This is a genomic window from Deltaproteobacteria bacterium (assembly GCA_016930875.1).
Taxonomy (GTDB): domain Bacteria; phylum Desulfobacterota; class Desulfobacteria; order Desulfobacterales.
Genome location: JAFGFW010000061.1, coordinates 1 through 17,094, shown reverse-complemented (window position 1 = coordinate 17,094; position 17,094 = coordinate 1). Strand labels below are relative to the sequence as shown.

At 49.4% G+C, this 17,094-nt stretch carries 12 protein-coding genes and 1 pseudogene; 8 read left to right on the top strand and 5 right to left on the bottom strand.

Features of this window, described 5'->3' with window-relative positions; translation table 11 throughout:
• Positions 1-238: 238 nt before the first annotated feature.
• A pseudogene (tnpA, locus tag JW883_06465) lies at positions 239-666 on the bottom strand (IS200/IS605 family transposase).
• A 519-nt stretch (positions 667-1,185) separates the two neighbouring features.
• Between tnpA and JW883_06460 the strand changes: the two are divergent.
• From JW883_06460 to JW883_06430, 7 genes are all read left to right on the top strand, one after another.
• Entirely contained in the window at positions 1,186-1,452 is a 267-nt protein-coding gene (locus JW883_06460) for a hypothetical protein (GenBank protein MBN1841909.1), read from the top strand.
• Positions 1,453-1,778: 326 nt separating this feature from the next.
• On the top strand, positions 1,779-2,210 hold the full coding sequence (locus JW883_06455) for a hypothetical protein (GenBank protein MBN1841908.1): 432 nt from the start codon (positions 1,779-1,781) through the stop codon (positions 2,208-2,210).
• Positions 2,211-2,593: 383 nt separating this feature from the next.
• Positions 2,594-3,829 (top strand): tetratricopeptide repeat protein, encoded by a 1,236-nt coding sequence (locus JW883_06450; protein MBN1841907.1) that lies wholly within the window; start codon positions 2,594-2,596, stop codon positions 3,827-3,829.
• Between the two features lie 71 nt (positions 3,830-3,900).
• A complete protein-coding gene (locus JW883_06445) occupies positions 3,901-4,125 on the top strand; it encodes a hypothetical protein (GenBank protein ID MBN1841906.1) in 225 nt (74 codons plus the stop codon).
• A 183-nt stretch (positions 4,126-4,308) separates the two neighbouring features.
• The gene (locus tag JW883_06440) at positions 4,309-4,932 is read left to right on the top strand and encodes a hypothetical protein (protein MBN1841905.1); all 624 of its coding nucleotides are present in this window, start codon (positions 4,309-4,311) and stop codon (positions 4,930-4,932) included.
• 310 nt (positions 4,933-5,242) lie between these two features.
• Positions 5,243-5,509, top strand: a complete 267-nt coding sequence (locus tag JW883_06435) for a hypothetical protein (protein ID MBN1841904.1) — start codon at positions 5,243-5,245, stop codon at positions 5,507-5,509.
• 826 nt (positions 5,510-6,335) lie between these two features.
• Positions 6,336-6,662 (top strand): hypothetical protein, encoded by a 327-nt coding sequence (locus tag JW883_06430; protein MBN1841903.1) that lies wholly within the window; start codon positions 6,336-6,338, stop codon positions 6,660-6,662.
• 55 nt (positions 6,663-6,717) lie between these two features.
• Here JW883_06430 and JW883_06425 read toward each other — a convergent pair whose 3' ends face one another.
• Positions 6,718-7,332 (bottom strand): tetratricopeptide repeat protein, encoded by a 615-nt coding sequence (locus JW883_06425; GenBank protein ID MBN1841902.1) that lies wholly within the window; start codon positions 7,330-7,332, stop codon positions 6,718-6,720.
• A gap of 378 nt (positions 7,333-7,710) precedes the next feature.
• On the opposite strand from JW883_06425, the gene JW883_06420 reads away from it, so the two are divergent.
• Entirely contained in the window at positions 7,711-7,968 is a 258-nt protein-coding gene (locus JW883_06420) for a hypothetical protein (GenBank protein ID MBN1841901.1), read from the top strand.
• A 178-nt stretch (positions 7,969-8,146) separates the two neighbouring features.
• Here the strand turns inward: JW883_06420 and JW883_06415 are convergent, their stop codons facing one another.
• The 3 genes from JW883_06415 to JW883_06405 all read right to left on the bottom strand — a co-directional run bounded on the left by JW883_06415 (position 8,147) and on the right by JW883_06405 (position 16,974).
• The gene (locus JW883_06415; GenBank protein ID MBN1841900.1) at positions 8,147-12,769 is read right to left on the bottom strand and encodes a right-handed parallel beta-helix repeat-containing protein; all 4,623 of its coding nucleotides are present in this window, start codon (positions 12,767-12,769) and stop codon (positions 8,147-8,149) included.
• Between the two features lie 1,733 nt (positions 12,770-14,502).
• Complete coding sequence (locus JW883_06410) at positions 14,503-15,405, bottom strand: NHL repeat-containing protein (protein ID MBN1841899.1); 903 nt, start codon at positions 15,403-15,405, stop codon at positions 14,503-14,505.
• A 318-nt stretch (positions 15,406-15,723) separates the two neighbouring features.
• Positions 15,724-16,974, bottom strand: coding sequence for a cytochrome c3 family protein (locus JW883_06405; protein ID MBN1841898.1), 1,251 nt, complete (start codon positions 16,972-16,974; stop codon positions 15,724-15,726).
• Positions 16,975-17,094: the final 120 nt, after the last annotated feature.

Sequence of the window (17,094 nt, the reverse complement as noted above, 5' to 3'; positions counted from 1 at the left end):
GATACTTATTGTGGATGGTATACATTTGGAGGAGGGATCTGTTAACTTGTCCCGGATTCACATTGGCGACGTCGTGGAAGTGACTTACACAGAGAAAAAGCATCGGAAGGTGCTAGAGTCCATTCTGGTGCTCCCTTGACCGCTTTAAAAGACTGAGGGGCTCCACCCGCAGAGCGGGTGGGCTCAGGAAGCCCCCCTGAGGGGGGCGATTACATTGGGAAAGCCCCGTTGGGGCTATTTATTCATCATCATCAAATTCTAAATCCAGTTGTTCTCCTTCGTCCTTTTCTTGCTCACGAATGTAATTGCGTATGGTTTCTTCATCCAATCCAACTGTACTAACACAGTACCCTCTGGCCCAAAAATGGAGACCGGATACCCGTCTCTTTCCCAATACTGTACGATGGATCAATACCGCACTCTTGCCTTTCAGAAATCCTATGACAAAAGCTATACTTTGGCGGTATGCTTAAATACATGTGGATGTGTTCTGGCATCAAATGCCCTTCCAGAAACTCTACACCTCGCTGGCGGCACAAATCTCGCAAAATGGCTCCAACTCGATTCCGAAACTTACCATATAGCTTCTTTTTACGATACTTGGGTACAAATACAACATGGTAATTTGCAATCCCATCTTACGTGCGATAAACTTTTTCCAATCATGCATAGGTAATTCCTCCTGTCTGCCCTTTGGGGCTTTCCCGGGGAATTACCTATATTATTTCTCACCGGATCGGTAGAACCTATCCGGGTCCTCCACCGGAGGTGGAGGGCTTAGATCAAAACTAACCGCGAAAACACGCCGATCTGTTGCGGCACATATCTTGCCAGTAAAACATATCTTGCCACAGCACGCTTGTGTCAGCCACAGCCGTACCGATTTGGTCGGGTTGCAGAGCTGCTTGAGCCTGCCCCATGCAACTCATGGGGCGGAGCTGTGTCACGCAGGCATAGGATGAAAACAAATTTCGAAAACAAGGGGTTGCCCATCATACCGGCGTACAACAAGAAGCGATAAATCAACCGGGTTGTGCGGAGAATCAATTCGGCTTTCCCCTGCGTTTTTTGTTCTTGTCAGGCATGGAGAGGGCATTCAGCGGCTGTTTCCCCGACGGCTCAGTCTCGAAACATTTCTATTTCACCATTCCTAATCCAGAAGCGAAATTAAAGGCGAGAATCCTTATGAAACCAATCAGTGCCTATGACAATTCACTGCTTGGAAGCTCTCCGTATCACATATCATGGACAAGCAGCGAGGGTAACAGCGGCAAATTCTCCCTGCTTCAAAATGGTAAGCCCCGACAGATTCTTATCCCCCTAAACGGTAAAGGCAATGACGGCTTCATCCATGTTTCCTGCACAGCCAACTGCCCGGGCCAGCCCGTTGAACCCACAAAAACCCTACCCAAACGCTCCATCGTTGCCTTCCTGGAGGTGATCGGTCCTTGACCCCTTTTCATCTCATGAACAACCAACAGCCCTCAAGACTTGGCCCCAGGCACCATCTCGGAAATGTCCACCCCGTAGTCGTTCAATGCTTATCATTTTTTCTGCTCGTTTTAGTTTTCGGTTTAGTGGCCATCGCCGGAGAATCGTCTCGGACAGAGCAGGCTGGCCCTGTCAAAAAGATTGGCAGATTGGAACACCCAGCCCTGACGGAATCCAGCGGACTTGCCGCTTCTCGGCGCCAATTAGGTGTTCTTTGGACACACAACGACTCCGGAGGAAAGCCGCGCCTTTTTGCCTGCAGTAGGAGTGGACGACACCTGGCGACCATGCATATTCAGGGGGCTCGAGCTGTCGACTGGGAGGATATTGCAGCTTTCACCTGGCAGGGAAAGGACTGGCTGGTAGTGGCCGATGTCGGCAACAACAGGGCTAAGCCACGGGAATCCGTACTCTACGTCCTGGAAGAACCAGCCTTAAGGCCTGACAAAGCACCTGAGGACCTAACGATACCTGTAGCCTGGCAGTTGACGTTCAGATACGTAGATGGCCCCCGTGACTGCGAAGCTATGGCAGTAGATGTTGCCTCAAATAGAGTTTTCTTGCTCCCTAAGCGTACTGTTCCGGCCGTGCTTTACACGCTGCCTTTGCGTCCGGATGGTAAGGGACACCTGGTTGCTCATCCGAGCGTAGAGTTTACCCATCTTCGACAACCCACGGCCATGGATCTTGCACCAGACGGAAGGGGGCGCTGGTCGTAACTTATGAAGGGGCCTATTTCTTTGCCAGACACCACGACGAAACATGGGAGAACGCTTTTGCCAGAAAGCCGAAAGCAATACCTTTTCCTCAGCGCCGCAGCGGCGAAAGCGGCTGCTTTACCGCAGACGGCAAAGCCATCATCGTCGGCTCGGAGGGTTGGCGGTTAACTCTGTGGCTTGTATCATTTCCCAACACCCAAAAAAACTGATAGAAAGCACCATTCATGGATAGAATCAGGTTGATACACAAATCCTCTTTCAGAACAACCTGCCATCGGGGCGGACATAGACAAACTCTATTATGAAAAGAAACATCAAATGATGATAGATAAAATAACAGCCAAACCGGGTGTGCTGCCCGACAAGCCGAGGCGAGTGTATGCATGATTGTCCGCAACGAAGAAAAGCTGCTGCCGCGATGTCTCAAGAGTGTTAGACCCATTGCGGATCAACTGGTGGTCGTGGATACCGGATCGCAGGACAATACAATGTCAGTAGCTTTGGATTTTGGTGCCATGATCCATGAGTTCAAATGGTGTGATGATTTCTCTGCCGCACGAAACGCAGCCATCAAACACGCCACCGGGGAATGGATACTCCACATCGATGCAGATGAAGAACTTCTTGAGAAGTCAGCAAAACGGCTTAGAAAGGTGTTGAAGAATCCATGGCCACTTGCTTACATGATCTCCATTGACAATGGACCGACATATGCAAAACGGTTTTTCAAGTCCGGCAGGCTTTTTCGAAATCATCCACGAATCGAATACACCCGAGCTTATCACGAAACGATCCGGACGAGCGTTGACGATATTTTGGCCTCAGAAGCAGGATGGCAAATCCTTGACGAGCCAGGGATTGTCATTCGTCACTACGGTTATGAGGAATCTCTTAGTAGGGACTCCGACAAGATTAATAGAGAAATTCGTATTCTCGAATCTTATGTTAAGGAAAACCCCCGCGATCAGGCTATGGCCATACGGCTGGCGGAAGTATACCAACAGGCAGAGCGATATGACAAGGCTGTTGGGCTCTGTGAAAAGATCCTGAGCTGCAACCCTCATAATGCTGCAGCACAACATGTCCTTGGTACGATCTACTGGGAAAAGGGCAATGTAAATGAGGCGTTCCTTCAGTTTAAAAAAGCGCTTGCCATAGATAACAATATGCCCTGGGTGCACTATCATTTGGGCGGAGCATGCCGAGCCAGAGGCGACCTGAAAAAGGCCGTGAGTGAATTCAACAAGGCCCTTGACCTTGATCCCCACTTGAGCAAGGCTAGAACGGCCCTGGGAGCAGTTTTCCACTCACAAGGGATGTTGGAAAATGCCTTTGTCGAGTATAAAAAGGCCCTGAAGACAAACCCGAAAGACGGTGAAGCCCATTTCAATTTGGGTATCATACATAGAAACTGGGGACAATTGGACTCGGCAATCAGGGCATATAAAGAAGCTCTTCTTGCAGATCCTTTTCTTGCAGAAGCACACAATAATCTGGCTATTGTCTATTTTTTGAAAAAAGAATACAAGAGTGCCATCAAGCACTGTGACAAAGCTATTGAACTCGGTTTCAAGGTCCACCTCCAATTCATTCGGGACCTAAAAGCGCACAGAAGATAAAAAGCAACGCAGGCGTTGCACCGAAGGTCCTGATACGCCATGGCGTTAAATACCACGATAGGGAGATTACAATGATAAGATGCATAACGGCAGTTTTTCTGGCTTGGACGTTGTTGCTTCCCATGGCGCTCTCGCCAACAGCAGGTGAAGCAGACAACAGCAACCCCATCATTAAAATACCAGAACCTACCTATGACTGGGGAGAGGTACCGAAAGGAGAGGTGGTAGCGTATGCATACCCTGTGCTGAATGAAGGAACAACACCGCTGGAAATCACCAAAATCCAATCTGATTGAGGTTGCGTTGTGGTCCAGTATGACCGGACCATCCCTCCCGGCGGGAAGGGTAAAATTACACTCAAAATCCAGACAAAAAATTTACGCGGCAGAATACACAAAACCGCTCGGGTCTTCAGCAATGACCTAAATAATCCAAAGTTGAACATTGCCATTGCAGGAAATATTTGGGCGCCCATACTCGTGGGCACAAATAGAGTATTCCTTAGAGGAATGGTGCATGAAGACATCACAAACACCGTGATTGTCAAGGGACAGAAGCAGGAGCACTTGCAACTCGAAATCATTTCCATGTCCCTCCCAGAGAAAGTAGAAGTTGCATTACACAGAAAGAAAGAGGAAGGCAGTTACGTGGTAAGTTTCAAGAATCTCCTGAAAGACGAAGGGTTCTATGCAGGGGAAGTCAGACTCCTGACCAATTATGTCGACGAACCCGAGATCAAGATCCAGATACTGGGCGCCATCCAGCCCCTTGTTGTGGCCAGGCCAAAGGTGCTCACCTTTGGTTCCATGCCGGAAAAAGATTTAACCCAGATGCGCCAGTCTGGCAGTTTTGTTGCAACCCGACAAGTCATGGTCTACTTGGCCAAAGGTAATAATCTGAAGATAAAGAAAGTGGAACTTGAAAAATCGTTTTTTACAGTTTCTACAAAGGAACTGCAGCCCGGAAAGAGGTACCAGCTTCTGCTTAAACCGATTCTGGAGAAGCTCACCAAAGGACAAAACAACGACCTTCTCAGAATTCATACCAATCAAGAACACAACGAGATGCTGGAAATACCAGTTCACTTTCACATCTTAGAGTAAGTTCAACATGTAATGCAATTGCCACCGCGCTCTTTGCGCCTCAAATTCTGCTTTAACGAAATAAGTGCCTGGTGAAACTGCTAATCCCGCTTCAAGCGGGACAAAAGGCGAAGGTTTCTGAGACCTGGGTAACGTCAAAGTTAAAATGTTGCATCAGAACATCACGTTAAATGAGCAAGCCGAGGGCTGCGACAACTGTCTGTGCTGGTTGATACACTGTCAGGCGGAATGTTGCAGCCAATTCTACTTTCCCATTGGGCCCACGAGTGACGTAGCGGTTGAAGATACGATTGTTGGGGTGCGTATACCAATGACCACAGATCTTAAGTGGTATTTTGAGCTGCACGGCATCGAAGTGCAAAACGATGTCCTTCTTATTCCCGAAGAGGACTGCAGGTTTACCCCAGGACTTTTATCAGTTCATAAGCGGTGTGGTCTTCTCACCAGCGAAAACTTGTGTTCCGGTCATCCTGACAACAAGCCGAATATTTGCAAAAACCTCACATTGGATAATGCCAAAAAAGGCAAATACCATCTGACTCCCAACTGTTTATTTGTGTATAAGCAAAAGCTATAACCCGTGGTTGAGTCGCCCGCGTTTCTGGCCTGGTTTAACACCAGTCAACAAACAGAATGTGAATTTATCGTTAAGGACAATTAGCCGTGGTGGTCTTGCCCCGAAAAAGTGGACACAGAGTTAAGCCGTCAGAGCCCAATACTCATAATCCGCAGGGGAAAGGTAGTTCGCTGAGAATGGCGGAGTTGACGGTTGTAGAAGATTTCAATGTATTCAAAGATGCTGGCCTTGGGATATTCGATGGCTACACAAGGTGATCTCTCCGGAACGGTAAGCCACTTTTCTGAGGCGCTGTGCCGGGCATTGGAACTTAAATCTGGTCCAAAACAAGCATCAAAACCCAGGACTGGCATCAAATAAGGCCCACACCAACGGGTTACACCCTAAGGCCGAGACAATGCTACGGTATCCTACTTGATTTAGTGAATACCCATAATCGTGAACCGTTGATACTGGTAATGTAACGGCAAATATGATATCATATTAAAAATGCTGGACAAGACAAGCGAAAGTCGATCGCGTGGTCGGCACAAAAAGGAAAAACCCAAGAACCCCGTCGAATGCTCGCATCCGACATTTGTCAAACAACCGGAGATTGCACATCTTACCCGGTCGGTGAACGGCAAGGCGGATGGGGAGGCGGTCACGGTCAGCGCACAGCGCCGGAATTAGTCCGTGTGCTTTTTTTCGTTAAGCAAATCATCAGATCGTCCACTATTTCGCGCATGTTTTTTCGCAAAAAGCTCCAGTCTTGGGATCGTGCTGGTCTATAAAAAACGTTCTTAGCAATATGAATCATTTTAGCTTATTGTAGGAGGGTTGAGCCGTGACAATTGTAGAATACGATTTATCTGATGATCTTGACTTTGGCCCCAAAGTCTCCGTTGAAATTGACGGAGATTTGGCAAAGACCTTAATGACGCTGGCACAAGATGGTGTATTTGGGAATGATTTGTCCCTGACCGATCTAAAGACCTTGGTACATCACCTGCTAGCGAAGCGGGCAAAGGCAGGAAAAAACAAACGCGACCTCATACTTAAGGCGTCGAAGGAACAAATGGGTCAAATGGATGCTGAACAGGAAGAGGCAATTCAATACTTTGAGAAGAAACGACAACCCGAGGACATGCTAAATAACGAGAACAATGAGTGAAGCTCGCGACTAAAAATCAGGGTTTGTTATCAAACTGGCTGTCCTAAGTGTGAGCCTAGGGCGAGGGTGCCGTTTTCTGAAGCCGTATCAGATTATTCCTGGCCTCTGAAAAACTCGGCCTGATTTGTAGGGCCTGGAAAAAATGGTTCATGGCTTCTTTCGGCTTCCCATGTTGGGCAAGGGCAATACCCAGGTTGTTGTGGGCCTCCGCATAATCGGGTCTGATACGGACAGCCTCCAAGTAGTGAACAATCGCCTCATCAAGCTTGGCCAGCCCGGCCAGGGCATTTCCCATGTTGTAATGGGCTTCGGCGAACTCCGGGCGACAACGCAGGGCTTCGGCAAGATGTGCAACGGCCTCATCCAGCTTGCCTTCGCCGGCTAGCGCGATTGCCCGGCTATTATGGGCCTTGGCCCTATCGCCGGATCCGTCCGTCTGTTGCAGGGCAATTCGCAAGTTTTTCCGCGCATCGTCATAGTCGGGGTTGACCTGGACTGCTCGGGAAAAATGAGTAATGGCCTCCTTAACCCTCCCTCGTGTCATGAGAGCAGCGCCGAGACTGTTGTGAGCCATTGCATAATTGGAGTTGATCGCCATAGCCATCCTGACAACAAGCCGAATGTCTGCAAGAACCTCGCACTGGATAATGCCAAAGCAGGCAAATACCATCTGACTCCTAACTGTTTATTTGTGTATAAGCAAAAACTATGACCCGTGGTTGAGTCGCCCGCGTTTCTGGCCTGGTTTAACACCAGTCAACAAGAAAGATATGAATCTATCGTCAAGCACAATCAGCCGTGGCAGTGCTATTGTTCTGATTACACTGCTTGCTTATCTCCCTGCTATGCTGGCTGGATTCGTGTGGGACGACGATGTCTTCCTGACAGAAAACGAGCTCATCCACGCGGACGATGGGTTGTACCGTTTTTGGTTTACTACAGAGCCCCCCGATTATTTCTCACTGGTGTCGACCATGCTATGGCTGGAGTGGCACTTGTGGGGTGCAAATGCCATGGGTTATCATGTTCCTACACTTGGACGTCCTTCATGCCTTTACTGGCATTATTTGCCTGCATGATACTCTTCTGGCGATATAGAAAAACTTGGGGACGGGCATTCTTGTTGGGACTTGGATATTTCGTGGTAACGCTCTTGCCGGTATTGGGTTTTATAAATATTTACTTCATGAGATACTCCCTGGTTGCAGATCACTGGCAATATAACTCTCTCATTGGAATCATCGCTCTTATAGTCGGGATAGAACTCATATTGTTAATCGGTGGGACAAAGCACTACTCCCTATAGGTATCGTTAATGCCGTCGCCTGAGAAACCTTGGAAACCAATTGCAGAATAACGCCTAGAATGCAATTAAGGCAGAGCCGCTGCTAGTGTGACCCTGCCTTAATATGGGTAGCTTTGTTTTGTCCGTCAGAATGGCTCAGCCCTTGCAGAGTCCTTCCACCTAAACGTGTCACTTTTTCCTATTCAGAGACAACTTCAAAAACAAACTCACATTCATGGTAGATATTGCCATATCGTCCCACATAGCCGTGGTAAGTGTATGACCCCAAAGCAAAACCAGAAGGAATGGTATGGGTTTTGTGTCCAGATTTCGTTTGATGTGGATTTAAATAGACCTGAAGAGGACCCCATATGAATCCAGTCTGGCTTGCGTCTGGCTTTGTCACCTTGGTGCCAAAGAGAACCGTGCCCGTTCCTCCCGTGTTATTTGTAACACTGGCCTGAAAGCCCAGCGTACCACCTCTGACAACAATGGTGTTGTCGGGAACGAGTTTGCATTCGCATATGGATCCGGACACATGGATGTAGCTTTCCTTTACTTCGGTATCCTCCCCGCCTGGCCCAATTACCGTTAAAGATACCGTGTAATCGCCGGCTTCGTCATAATTATGGGCAGGATGCTGTTGGGTACTGGCTCCCCCGTCCCCAAAGTCCCAAGACCAACCCGTGACAACACTACTTGATTGGTCCGTGAACTGAACGGTCAAAGCCGCGGTGCCATTGGTAGGACTGGCTGTGAAATCAGCGACTGGCGGAAGAGGTTCGTCAACGTGAATATAGCCTGTCTCTAATTCTGTCCCCTCTCCACCAGGACCCTTTACCGTTAGAGATACCGTATAGTCGCCAGCCTCATTATAGGTATGCGAGGGATTGACTGCTATACCCGATCCTCCGTCCCCAAAATCCCAAAACCAGTTGGTTATCTCACCGGTTGATTGGTCGGTGAATTGGACGGTCAAAGGGGCCGCGCCGGTGGTGATATCGGCCGTGAAACCAGCCACCGGGACAGGCTCGGCAACGTCGATATAGCCGACCTTCCTTTCACTCTCTTCACCACCAGGACCTGTTATGTCCAGGATTACAGTAAACCTACCAGCACTAGTATAGGTATGGGATGGATTTTGATCGGTACTCGATTCACCGTCACCAAAAGTCCAAGACCAGCCCGTTACCGTGCCGGCTGATTGGTCTGTAAAATCGACTGTCAAGGGGGCAATGCCAGCGGTGGGAACGGCCGTAAAGTCAGCCGCCAGAGGCGGTTCCAAAACTTGGACATAGTCCACCCGCGTTTGCGTATCCCCGCCGCTGGCGCCGTCGACCGTCAGCGAGACCGTGAAGTCGTCCTCGTAAGTGTACGTATGAGATGGATTCTGTTGGGTACTGGTTTGTCCGTCTCCAAATTCCCAAAACCAGGAATCGACCGTGCCAAAGGATTGGTCTGTAAAGTTTACAGTCAGCGGCGCTGAACCGGTCGTCGGGGTTCCCCTGAAATGGGCTACCGTCACAACGGCCCCGGGGTATTCGTCGGCACCCATATCAACGATACCGTCCATGATGCGGGAGTCTCCGTCCATGTCCGTTTTCGGAAGGTTTGGGGGATCATTGTTTCCGGCATCTTTGGCTGGCGAACCGATGCCCAGGTGATAATCGCCGCCTCCCAAAAACAGCGGGTCAGCTTGGATGTTTCCTTCTCCTGCCCAGCCGCCGCCAATATCGCAGTACGTGATGTCAATGGAGCCTCCTTGAGGATCCAAATAGATCTCATTGGGACTCCCGGCTGCCGTGTCACCCCAAAGAATGCTATTGACCACAGTTGGCCCGTAACCGGAAGAAGCGTAGTCTACACAATAGATCCCTCCTCCATGTTGTGTCACTGAATTATCTGCAATGGTGCAATTCATGAAGACAGGGTTGGAGTCTACACAGTGGATGCCGCCACCATCAGGGGCGGAATTCTGAGCGATGACGCAATTGCTAATGGTTGGATCGGAACGGCTCGTATAACCGATCTCAATGCCGCCGCCGGAATAGATCGCCGTGTTGTCCTGAATGATGCAGTCACTGATGGTCGCGTTGGACCCCACGTCAACATAAAGACCGCCACCATAACCTGCTGAGTTACCGGTAAAGGTGCAACCCGTTATTATCGCCGAGGCGTCGGCCATCAGGAATATGCCGCCGCCTATTTCATTACCGCCATCGTTGTCCCTGATGATGCAATCGGTGATGATGGGACGCGCGCCAAAGGCATAGATTCCGGCCCCGCAAAAGTCCCCGACGTTATTCTCAATGATACAATTGGTTATGGTCGCCGGCACGAAGCCGTTGCCGGAACAGCTGATGCCGGCACCATGGCTCCCTGTGTTACTGCTGATGGTGCAGTCGGTGATCGTGGGGCCGGCGTTTGAAATCCCGGCGCCTTGCCCCTGATTGTTGGTAACAAGGCAGTTCGTGATGATGGGGTATGATCCGTCACACAGAATCCCGGCGGCCATACCTACATCGGGGGCTCCGTTTGTGACGGTAAATCCGTCAAGCACGGCAGAAGGCCCTTCGCCATTGACGAAGCTGACCACACAACCATTGCCCCCTCCGTCTATGACGGTGGCCCCAGGCCCCGCCTCACTGCGCACGGTGAGCCCCTTGCCCAGGAAGTCTATGTTTTCATAATAGGTGCCGGGCCTTACAATTATTTCATTGGAACCAGAGGACGAAAGGGCATTCAGCGCATCCTGAATGGTCGAATAATCATCCGGCACGTAATAAATCCCCACAGGGAGCGTGGTGAACTCATAACAGGCACCACCATTGTCGTCCACAGCCTGGTTGCCGGCCTCATCGGTTGATTCAACGTAGAAGTAGTAAGTCGTTGCCGGGGTCAATCCGGTCACAATAACCGAATGGGCGGTAACCAAAGTGCCGTTCGATTTGGTCGCGCCCGGAGGGGTGGTGGTTCCATAATAGACCAGGCTGTCGGCATTTTCATCGGTATCCCAGGTTATGGTTGCCGCTGTGTTCTCCACAACGGCGGGCGCGACGTTGGTGATTGCCGGCGGGAAGCAATCCGTCCCGGCCGTATCTGCGTAGGTGGCCGGACTGCTGGTCCCATCGTCGGCATCGTAATAGGTGGCGGTGATGATATCTTCAATAGAGTCCTTTATTTGTAATACCTCATCTCCGTCCACCGGCTCACTGCTGGTGCACACTGTGCTGATAGATCCGGTAAACATGGAACTGTCGGATCCCGACTCGGTGAGCGTAAGGCCCGCTTCTTCATCTCCTCCGGTTGTCGCGATAACGACAACACCCGTGTGCTGCTCGGAGACATTCGGGTCGGTGTTCAAACCACTATCCATAACAACGATGTTGATGAAGTTGACAACATCCAGCGGGTAGATAGTTCGGTCCAATTCTATGTATGCTCTGTCCGATGAGTAGGCGTACTCGTCAGCCCCCATGTCTGCTGTGGCGGTTCCGTCATAATCCCCGTCAAATACCCTGGGATCGCCTTCAAAGTCCTGAGTCGGAATTCCTGGAGCTGTGTTGTCGCCGGCATCGATACAAGGGGATATGGGCTGTAGGCGGAAGTCACCGTTTTCCTGGTCGACAAAGAGCGGATCAGTATCTATATTGCCGGTGCCTGTCCAGCCGCCTTCGATATTGGAATAGTTGATTTCAATGAAGGTCCCCGAATAAAGTGAAATTTCAGCACCCACATTCTCGCGAACGATGGTATTGGTCACTACAGGGAATTGACCAGCGCCATAGATGTCATTGGCGTAGATTCCGCGGTTCAAGTTCCCCGTGATCGTACAATTGGTTATCGTTGGCGAGCTGCGGTAACAATAAATCCCGCTTCCAAAACTCCCGATCTCACCATTTTCTGTAATCGTGCAGTTGGTTATCGTTGCTGAGGAATAGTTGGTACAGGCGATTCCACCGCCGCTGCTGTTATTGGCATTATTGCCGCTAATCGTACAATTCTTGATCTGCGGCGAGGAGTACGTGTTGCAGTAGATTCCACCGCCATTTGAATAGTTTGCCAGTGTCCGGTTGCCTGAAATCGTGCAGCTCACGATCTGCGGCGAACTGTTGTCGATGCAACGAATCCCCCCGCCACCGTCATCGAAACCCGTATTGTCAGTGATGGCACAGTTTAGAATTGTCGGCGAACAGTACTGCTGCAAAGCAATCCCGCCACCACCGCCCCGAGGGGTTCCGGCGGTGGTGTTGTTGCCGCTGATCGTGCAATGATTTATTGTGGGTGAGCAATGGTCGTAGCACCAAATCCCTGCGCCATGACCAGCCGAGGTGTTGTTAGTAATGGTGCAATTTTCTATGATTGGCATTGCGTAGTTATAGCAGGATATGCCTCCGCCGTGGTTGGTTTCCCAGTTGCCGTTACCCGTGATGAGACAATTGGTGATTGTTGGTGAAGCGTAACTGTCGCAATGGATTCCTGCGCCGTCGGGAGCTTTGCCGTTGGTAATGGTAAAACCTTCCAGACGCGATCCTGCCCCTTCTTGGTTGGCAAAAATGACGACTGATGCTCTGGCGTTGCCGTCAATGGTCGTGACCTGAGGACCATTCACGCTTCGAACCGTGATCGCTTTACCAAGGAAGTCAAGGTTTTCCGTGTATGTCCCGTCACTAACCATCACCTCATCTCCGTGAGATGCAGCGTCAATGGCCCCTTGTATCGTGGAATATTGACTGGGAACATTGAGGGTGGCTCCAATAGCACTACCGACAAAAGAGCAAGGCAACCCTAAAGCAATGACCAAAAGCGTTAGCTTTTTCATATCTCCTCCTTTCTGCCGCCAGAAAGGTCCATCTAGGTGGGTGGTTCTATTGGTTTTTCTAAAGTGAGAATCTAGAGGCTCTGGGCAGAACCTTGCCGTTGCTGCCAAGAGCGAGATCTGCACATTTTAAGGTTCATTGGTTACCTCCGATCCCAAAATGTGGATGTCCGAAGACGAGTCGAATCACGCTGGTCCTGGCCAGTTGCAAGCATGTGAAACCAAGGCCCGGCTTTCGACATGTTGCCCAGCAAGATTGTTTCCTAGAAGTGTCTTGGAAGAAGGGGGTTTCGAAAGCCTTCTTGAATTTTTTTTTTAACACGATAGTATGGGTCTGGTCTATGGGTCTGGTCAATGGGGGATATTCCCCATTTCGGGGTAGCAAATTCCTACTTTTGGATGATACCTTTTCGGTTTAAAGGGTGGGCTACGTAAGGCACAATATGTTGCGCTTGTTGATTCTGGTCACAGAGTCTCGATCTCTTGCCACACGTTACACATTTTATCGCCAGATTTCATTAGATATCTAACCATGCCCCCCCTCGAACTACAGAAGCCCTAGTCAGATATCCGATATCATCCCCGACCTAACTGTCAAGCCCATCAAAGATCACCTTATATCATCCCTGTCCACTAATCCGAGGATTCTATCGCAGATTTGATATACGCATCGAAACCGTGAGAGATTACTGCCTGAGCAGCACATCCCAGCTCAACCCGTCTCTGTCTTCCAGTACATTCCCCCAATTGCCAAAGATCACCTCACCCTTGTTGCCCAACTAACTCCCAACGCCGGGCGCACAACACACTTTTATTACGCAAGAATTATACCGATCAGACAAGGTGAATGTTTTTGCTTTTAACTTCAACGCCTTAAGCCCAGTGAAAACAGAATCAGCGGCCCAAGAATTAGGTAATAAAATACCACTATTGGGAAAAAAATGCCCATTTAGTGGCATTATAAGTAACATTGACATGACTGAACGAATGGGTCTTTCGGGCGGATTACAAAGAGCAAAACCGGAGAAATAGCGAGCTATTTCGAGGAGTTTGTCCGCCTCCGGCGGAAGGATCGGTCAAAGATGGGCTCAAGTCACAGATCCGCTGTCTTTCTGGCGGGCTCAAATGCCAAAATGTGAAGTTATTTTTGCGCGAGCCCTAAGATTTCAAGAAACATTCGATAGCTTGCAAAAAAACTTCATCATTCGACATTCCTTGAAAATATCCTCTACCAGATGATGACTCCACAAAAGAACCACTCACCGGTCAGGCTCAAAAAGGAACGTCTCAATCGTATCCGCCTAAAAGAACCTTGCCTGACTGAATATGAAAATAATAACCGCTGCTATTTCAGCCGTCGTCCGCCTCAGGCGGACTATGGCGAAGTCGGCATATAAACCCGGTCTGGGCCAGGGAAAAATCTTTCCAATGTAACATACCGAAAGCACAAGATTTCTCCCTTTCAGCCGTCGTAGTCAGCGCTACTATGGCGAAGTCGGCGCGGTCGAAATGGCAGATTCGCTGAATCCGACTTTTTGCGAATGTATCAGTTTTGGACAAAAGGAAAAATCCTAACCACATGAGGCTGTTTCAAAATGTTCAATTTTGTTCAAGCTCAAGAAAGGCGTCCGCCTCAGGCGGATTAACCGCAGGAATACGTTGGGTATTTCGAGGACTAAAAGTTGAGCCTGACGCAGAGATTGGGCAAAAGAGGGCGTTTTGAAATTGCCTCACATCTATTCAAATACGCTGATGCGGGCGTTTTGGCGGTCCACGATAAAGATGCGGCCGGCGCTGTTTATGTAGATATAAGACGGGAAATGGAGGCGTCCTTCTCTCCAGCCCAGTTGTGAGAAGTCAAAAAGAAATTCGCCCTTTCTATTGAAAACCAGGACCTTGTTCATGTGCTGATCAACCACATATATGAGACCTTTTCGGTCAACGGCAAGGCTGACCGGAAAACGAAACTCGCCCCTGGCGGTTCCTCGTTTTCCGAATTTCAAAACACGCTTTCCCTGGGCATCAAACACGCAGCCAGAACCATCAATAGCGTTTAAGGCATAGATGCGACCGCCTCCTACCTTCACATCGCTCAGCCCTCGTCCGTCTTTTACGAGAATTTGCCTTTCGAATTGCATGTTAGAATTGAAAACGACTATCCTCTGATTGGCCTTGTCCACAACGTAGAGTCGATCTTCCGAATCCACAGCCATGTTGCCTGGATGGACGGGATTGGCCTTGGGAACAGCGGAAAAATCGATGGGCTTAATATGCTTTCCGGCAATATCGATCAAAAGAACGCGCCCTTTCCCAGGCTCTGCCACAAAAAACCGGCCCAGGCCGTCTCTGACCAGACTCGTTGGCGAGTCTAATGCGCCCCCGGCCGTAAATTCGGAGATAAATTTGAGATCCGAATCAAAGGCTAGTATGCGATTATTCGTTGTATCCGCCACATAGAGCCTGTTTTTGTTTTCATCAAAAAATACCCCGCTCAGCAGACCAAATTGGCCAATCTCTTTGTTGCCGGTGATAGAGGTCAGGTGTTTCACGCGGCTCTTTTGCTTGCAAAACCCACTCGCGGGGAGAAGGAGCAACAAAACCAAAACAAAGACAATAAAATGGTGGATTCTAGATAGCATATTTGCCAACCTCGAGAGACCAAAAATAGACAGTCTGGCGCAAAACTGAACAAGATATTGTCACCACAGAGGCACAGAGATCACAGAGCGTTTTTCTTTTTATCCAATCGGGAGACGACGATTGGATAAAACAAGTGATCCGCCTTCGGCGGAGTACTCCGGTTGCATTTGGTATCGCTCACTCACAAACCTTCTAATGGAAAGTTCTGTGCCACGAAGTGGCTGACGATTTTCATTTGCCGCCGTCTCTCGGCAAATGAAAAAATATCTATTCTCTGCGTCCTCTGTGCCTCTGTGGTGAAGTTTTGCTCATAAGTCTCAGTATCCTTTATGACATTGGATGCAGAGTTGCTCCTTGCGATCAAATCTGAGCGCAAACTGTTCAGGACTGCCCATAAGGTTGTGACAGGTGATACATGTGATATCCCGCTTAGACCTTGGATCAATGGCATCTTTTCCTACGGGATGAGTAAACTTGGCATGCCTTTCGTGACATCCTGTACAGACCGTAATCTCATCAGTAGCAAAAAACAGCCCGAAATCAGACCCATGGGGTCTATGACACGGGCTGCACTTTCCTTCTTTCAACAGGGGGTGTTTATGCTCGTTCCTCTTATCTCTCGTGTGTCTCTTGGTATCCTCATGGCAATTGAAGCATATCTTGGCCTCTTTAGCCTTCTTCAAATGGCCCACATCAGAGGCATGCGGAGTGTGGCAGGCTACGCAAAACACGCCCTGGTTGACATGTGCGTTTACCTTCTTAAAATCTTGCGGAATTTCCGGGTGGCAATCGATACATACGGATGCCCCTTCGCCCTTGAGCCCGAGAGGGTCTTTGGACGACAGCCCATTATGACAGGTCCTGCATCTCTCCCGGGCAAAAGGCTGGTGAAGGCTCCCCTTGACCAGGGCCTTGCGGTCAGAGCCGTGAGGGCTGTGACACGACATGCAGTTCGTGCCCCCGACAGGATAACCGAGGTGTGCTTTTTGCGCCTTTTTCTTCTTGATCGAATGACAGGTCACACACAATTGACTGCTCTGCTTTCTTGCAAGAGACTCATGATCGGACATGTGCGGGCTATGGCACCTTAAACAGCGGCCCTTGCTCACGGGATCATGCTTATTTTTCTTTGAAAAGCTCCCTTCTTTGGAATGACACCCAAAGCAAAGTTGCTCGCCCTTTTCCTTTAAGAGCATCGGGTTCTTCGAGGCATGTGGCCTGTGACACGCAAGGCAATCCCCCTCTTCAAAAGGTCTGTGGCCGTGTTTCTTGTGCGCAAGCCCTTTGTTTCCCTGGTGACAGCTCTTACACAGCTTGCCAATCTCTTCTTTGACCAGATCTTTATATTTGGCGGCATGGGGATTGTGGCAGCTTGAACACTGAAGCTCCTTAAAAGGCCGATGGACCCCTTTTTGAGCCAGCTCCTTTTTTATGTCCGGATGACACGTCAGACACTTCTTGAAGCTAACCGCCGTGTTTTTTGCATTTGCCATGCACGGCGCTGTCACAGATAGCATAAATGTCGCGAAAAATGCCAGATAATAGGTGTGAATTCGGTGTGGATACATAATCACTTCTTAGAATGCCTAAAATGCCTTGAGTGCCTTGTATACTGGAATTTAGATATAAGAGTTAGCATTTGAGGGTACGGGGGATGTCCCCAGCCCTCCAATATTACAAGTTGTACG